At 68.9% G+C, this 1,048-nt stretch carries 1 pseudogene; it reads right to left on the reverse strand.

From position 1 onward, the window contains the following. Positions 1 to 1,048, reverse strand: a pseudogene (locus ACIRQP_RS42540) (ISL3 family transposase); the annotation flags it as partial.

Consider the following 1,048-nt stretch of genomic DNA (forward strand, 5'->3'; position numbering starts at 1 on the left):
AGCAGGATGCGGTGGCGGAGGAGGCGGAAGCCAGCCCGGCCATACATCTGGCGTTTGATCAGTTTCGTCTTGGTGTTGACGCCTTCGGTCCCGCCGTTGTGGAACGGGAGGGTGAGCCCGTTGACGACGGCATCGTGGTCGCGTTCCAGGCCGCGGGTGAAGGCGTGCAGGCGGGGGAGGTCGTCCTCGCGGACGCGGGAGATCCACTCGTGGAGGCGGCGGCCGCTGTCAGCGGCGGGTTTGAGGAGGTCCGCGAAGGTGCGGATGTGCCCGGTCAGGGCTGTCATCTCGGGGCAGGACCCGGTCAGGGCCGTGAGGAGCTCGCGGTCTTTGTCCTTCAGCTGATCGGGGACAGTGCAGAGCAGGCTCTTGAAGCGGCGGGGCGAGACGGCGGGGCGGTCGGACTCGACACGGCCTTGGTTGATGTAGCGGTAGAGGAGGTTCGAGCTGCCCTGGTAGCCGAGGTCCTTGACCTCCTTCAGGAGCTGACTGACACTCACGGCAGGATCTTCCCCGCGACGCCGTCGCAAGTGGTCGCGGTAGGGGTCGAACAGGGTGGACCGGTACTGCGGGGCCTTCTTCAGCTGATCGGGCTCGGGGACGCGGGCATAGCGCTTGACGGTGTTCAGTGCCAGTTGCAGGCGGCGGGCGCATTCCAGCAGGCCGACGCCGTGGTCGAGCAGGGTGTGGACCTGATGCCAGCGCTCACGGTGGTCTCCTCGCGGACGCGGGCCTGAGAAGGCGGCCCGCATTTCGCCCAGCAGTCGGCGTGCGCGTGGACCTCCTTGAGGACAGCCTCGCCAAGGTTGTGCCACAGGTGCCAGCGGTCGGCGACCTGCGGCACCTCGGGCAGCGCGCCGGTGATGGCCTGTGCGTAGCCGGCCGCGCCGTCCCGGCAGACCGCCTCGATACCGGGATGGGTGCGCAGCCAGGCCGTCAGGGTCTCGGCCTTGCGGTCGGGCAGGACCTCGACGCGCTCGCGGGTTTCGGCGTCGATCAGGATCGTGGCGTAGCGGTGGCCTCGCCGCAGTGCGAAGTCGTCCACACC

Source organism: Streptomyces sp. NPDC102274, assembly GCF_044766385.1.
Taxonomy (GTDB): domain Bacteria; phylum Actinomycetota; class Actinomycetes; order Streptomycetales; family Streptomycetaceae; genus Streptomyces.